This is a genomic window from Inquilinus sp., from assembly GCF_057815775.1.
This window is the reverse complement of sequence record NZ_JBYRFX010000309.1, coordinates 1-4356: the sequence shown is the minus strand read 5'-3', so window position 1 is coordinate 4356 and position 4356 is coordinate 1. Positions and strand designations below refer to the sequence as shown.

Below are 4356 nucleotides of genomic sequence, written 5' to 3'. Positions count from 1 at the left end.
GCCGGTCAGCGTCGACTGCGACCCATAGGGCGACGGGTCGACCAGCAGGTCGTCGGCGCCGCGTGTCAGGGTGATGTTGCCGGCGTCGACATGCTGGTGGTTGCTGATGATGCCTCGGCACTGGCTGACCAGCCAGGTGCCGGTCGGGGCGAAGCTGGTGCGGGCATAGAAGTTGCCGGAGCCGGCGGCGAGATAGCTCAGCGGCAGCGCGGCGCGGTTGATGGTCTGGGCCGGGGTCGTCTCGGCCGCGACCAGCGACTGGGTCAGGAGGGTGAAGTCGCCGTTGAGGGCCGGTGTCGGCAGGGCGAGCCGGGCGAGCTCTCCCTTGGCCTGGGCCTTGTCCGTCGTCGCGGCGGGGCCGGCAACCACACCGTAGAGCGGCAGGGGGTCGGGCTCCAGTGTCGGCGCTTCGTTCTGGACGTCGCCGCCGATGAACGTCCGGTTATCAGGTGTCAGGGCGTAGACGTAGCGGTAGAGCAGCACATGCAGCCAGGGTCCGATCCAGGGCTGCGGCACGCCACGCTCGACCATGGCCCGGCCGGCCAGGGCGTAGGACGCTACGGAGAGCGGCCCGTACTCCCAGCCCTCCGCCCAGTCGCCGCCCACCATCGGCCGGCGCGTGGCCTGGGCGGCAGCCATGATGTGGCCCCACATCTCGTTGGTGACGTAGGTCCACAGCGATGTGCCGGAGCCGGCCGTTGCGGCGTCCATCTCGTCGGCGTGGCCGATCGCCATCAGGGTCACCGCCAGCACGTGGCCGGCATGGTAGTTCGACCCGGTGTCGGCGCGTTCGAAGCTGTCCGGATCCATATGGAAGGCAAGCCACTGCTTGAACCGGGTGGCGTACCGGGCCCGCAGGGTGGGGCTCAGATCGTCATGCAGCCAGTCGTAGCCGAGCGCGGTCCAGGCGACGTAGGTGCGCATCGAATAGCCGGCATCCTGGGCGGCGATGCCGAACGGCGTGGGCGATCCGCAATTGTTCGGGTAGCAGGGGCCGTCGCCGTCGCCGATGGTCTGCGCATCGTCCAGCAGCGCGGTCCAGTACTTGATCGCGGTGTCGCGATGCAGGGCCGATTTGGTGGTCTCATAGGCCACCAGGCAGGCGTCCAGCGCCTCGACCCAGCGGAAGCCCTGGAACTGGCCGTCCGCGTAGTCCGCGGGGTCCAGCCTCGCGTCGTTGCATTTGGTGATCGCGCGGTTCACCGGGCTGTTGGGGACGGACTGGATCGCCTGCCAGCTGGCGACGATCTGCGGTGTCAGCCAGATGCGGGGATGCGGGCCGGTCGGCACGGCCGCCAGGGCGGGCAGGGTGGCTGCTGCAACGAGCAGCGCTGCGCCCTGCAGGATACGATGAAATCGAGGCATGTCGTCCTCAGGTGAGGCGGTGGCGGGTCAGCGGGTGCTTCGCGCGACGATGCCATTGCTCGATCCGAATTTTTCTCGTTGTTCTTTTGGTTCTGGATAAGTTTTTTTATGAATTCGGACTCGATTAGGGAGTTCGTAAGAAACAGCCGGCCGGTTACGTCCCTGCGCGTTTTTGGCAACGCAAAGCCGATATCCCGACAGGATGATTCTCCTGATTCCTAACGAGACGGTGTGGCGAAATTGGGTCGGACGCAGCGGCGCGGCAGCCGTTGTCAGGCGCCATAGTCCAGTTGCGGGTACCAGTCCGGACCCCGGCCGTCCGGCGTGGCGTCCAGCACCATCCACAGCGGGGCCGGGTCGGGGGCGCCGCGAGGATCCTGGCCGGGATCGGCGGTGGATCCGGTCATCTCGTCGGACCAGAAATGGCGGATGGTCCCGTCGCGCCGCGTGAACACGTTGATGGCCCCGGTCTCCGAGCCGTCCGGCAGGATGCCGAAATAGTCGCGCGAATAGGCGCCGTCCAGGTCGCTGTAGAGGCGAAGATTTCTCCAGCCGCGTTCGCGCTTCCAGGCGGTCAGCCGTTCGATCGGCGAGCCGGCGACGACGACGAGCGAGACGCGCTGGCCGATGTCGGCGGCGTTGCCTTCCCAGGCGCCCAGCAGGTTGGTGCACATCGGGCAGGGGCGCTCGCGCCGGGGGCCGAACATGAAGCTGTAGACGACCAGCGTCTGCTTGTCGCCGAACAGGCCGGCGAGATCGCTCGGCCCATCTGGGCCCTGGAAGCGGTAGGCGCCGGTCGCCGGGCCGCCGGGCGGCAGGGCGCGCCGCTGGGCGGCGACGCGCTCGATGTGCCGCCGCAGTTCGATCTCCTCGGCCAGCAGCGCGGTGCGGGCGGCGCGATATTCCGCGCTTTCGTTGGGGAACCGGACCGGGTTGTCGCGCGCCAGCTCGGCGGCCGGGGTCAAGGGATCGTGCGTCATGGCGCTCTCCTTCGGGCTGTCTGTCTCTCCATCGTCGTCCGGCCTGCCGGGAATTCGACAGGACCGATGCTGTTTTTTGCGGCTCGGGTCAGGCCGCTGGCGCCAGACCGACCAGCACCGCGGCAACGGTACCATCATCGCCGGCGAGGGGGCAGAGCAGGGCGGGCCGGCCGCCCAGCGTCGCCGTCACCGGGCGGGCGGCGGCGACCATTCCAGCGATGGCGGCGTCGGTCTCCGGGCCGCCCAGCGGCGTGGCCGCGAGCGGCTGATCGCCGGGATTGCCGCCCAGTGCTTCCTTGACCGCGGTGCCGGCCCACATCACCTGCGGCGCCGGGCCCGCCACGTCGAGCATCACCAGATGCGGCAGCATCGGCATGATCTCGACCGGGCTCAGCGCGTCGCGATGTGGCGGGCGGCCGCCCGCGGTGTGGCTGTCCCACCAGCCCTGCAGCCGGTCGAAGAACGGGGTATCGGTCACAGCGTCGCCAGGGCATCGCGGAAGGTGGCGGCGTCGACATTGCCGCCGGAGCAGACGATGACCACGCTGCGGATATCCTCCGGGATCCGGTTCTCCAGCGTCGCGGCCAGGCCGACGGCGCCGCCGGGCTCGACCACCAGCTTCAGAGTGTCGAAGGCGACGCCCATCGCCCGCAGCACCGCCTCGTCCGACGCGGTGACGCCGCCGGCCAGGGTCTCGCGAGCGATCGGGAAGGTGATCTTGCCGGGGGACGGGGATTGCAGCGCGTCGCAGATCGACCGCGCCGACGGGTCGTTGGTGACGCGCTCGCCGGCGGCCAGCGATCGCCGCATGTCGTCCAGCGCGTCCGGTTCGGCGGCGTAGATCCGCACCCCCGGCATCCGGGCCCGGATCGCGATCGAGACGCCGGAGACCAGGCCGCCGCCGCTGCAGCTGACCAGCACCGCGTCCGGCCGCACCCCCAGCTCGGCGCATTGCGCCGCGATCTCCAGCCCGACCGTGCCCTGGCCGGCGATGACGCCGGGATCGTCATAGGGCCGGACCAGCGTGGCGCCGGTCTCTTCGACGATCTTCGCCGTCACCGCCTCGCGGTCCTCGCCGAAGCGGTCATAGGGCACCACCGTCGCGCCATAGGCCTCGGTGTTGCGCCGCTTGATCGCCGGGGCATCGGCCGGCATTACGATCGTCGCCCTGATGCCGAACAGCGCGGCTGCGGCGGCGACGCCCTGGGCGTGGTTGCCGCTGGAGAAGGCGACCACACCCTTGCTCCGGTCGGCCGCCGGGATCATCGCGATCCGGTTGTAGGCGCCGCGGAACTTGAACGACCCGGTGCGCTGCAGCGGCTCGGCCTTGACCAGCACCTCGCGGCCGGCCCGGGCGTCGAGCAGTGACGACCGCAGCAGCGGGGTGCGCACGGCCTGGCCCGCCAGGCGTTCGGCGGCGGCTTCGATATCGGCGATCGAGACGGTCATGGCTGTTTCCCAGTGGGATATCGGACGAGGGTGGTCATCGCAGCAGCTCGGCCTCCAGCGCCCCGGCCTTGGGCGCCTCGCCCAGCCGCAGGCGGTAGACCTGGGCGTTCTCCAGCACGCGCTGGACGTAGCTGCGGGTCTCCGGCAGCGGGATGGATTCGATCCAGTCGACCACCTGTTCCGGCGATTTCGACGGGGTCGGCGCCCAGGTGTCGACCCGGCCGAAGCCGGCATTGTAGGCGGCGATCGCCCGCGGCCAGCTGCCGTCATAGCGCTGCACCAGATCGGCGAGGTAGCGGCTGCCGAGGCGGAGATTGTGCTGCGGGTCGTCGCTGAGCATGGCGGTGGTGTGGTCGACGCCCAGGGCCTGGGCGACGTCGCGCGCCGTGCCGGGGCGCAGCTGCATCAGCCCGATCGCGCCGGCGCTGGACACGGCATTGGCGTTGAATTCGCTCTCCTGCCGCGCCAGCCCCAGCACCAGGGCCGGCGGCAGGCCGCTGAGGTCGTCGGGCAGGGGCACCAGCGGATAGGCCGCATCGATCAGCCAGACGCCGTCGCGGGC

At 70.2% G+C, this 4356-nt stretch carries 5 protein-coding genes; all 5 read right to left on the bottom strand.

All coding sequences use genetic code 11. From position 1 onward, the window contains the following. The coding region (locus AC3XYG_RS10965) for a polysaccharide deacetylase family protein (RefSeq protein WP_489139863.1) at positions 1-1365 on the bottom strand (1365 nt) is incomplete at its 3' end. A gap of 272 nt (positions 1366-1637) precedes the next feature. Further along, positions 1638-2345, bottom strand: coding sequence for a DUF899 family protein (locus tag AC3XYG_RS10960; protein WP_489139862.1), 708 nt, complete (start codon positions 2343-2345; stop codon positions 1638-1640). A gap of 88 nt (positions 2346-2433) precedes the next feature. Then, on the bottom strand, positions 2434-2823 hold the full coding sequence (locus tag AC3XYG_RS10955) for a PAS domain-containing protein (protein WP_489139861.1): 390 nt from the start codon (positions 2821-2823) through the stop codon (positions 2434-2436). Continuing rightward, entirely contained in the window at positions 2820-3794 is a 975-nt protein-coding gene (locus AC3XYG_RS10950) for a threonine ammonia-lyase (protein WP_489139860.1), read from the bottom strand. The genes AC3XYG_RS10955 and AC3XYG_RS10950 overlap by 4 nt, the downstream gene beginning before the upstream one ends. A gap of 34 nt (positions 3795-3828) precedes the next feature. Further along, the coding region (locus tag AC3XYG_RS10945; protein WP_489139859.1) for a lytic transglycosylase domain-containing protein at positions 3829-4356 on the bottom strand (528 nt) is incomplete at its 5' end.

What these genes read in the sequence shown, in the direction of transcription:
- AC3XYG_RS10950 (WP_489139860.1), bottom strand. Translation starts at nt 3,794, where the DNA reads ATGACCGTCTCGATCGCCGATATCGAAGCCGCCGCCGAACGCCTGGCG.
- AC3XYG_RS10960 (WP_489139862.1), bottom strand. Translation starts at nt 2,345, where the DNA reads ATGACGCACGATCCCTTGACCCCGGCCGCCGAGCTGGCGCGCGACAAC.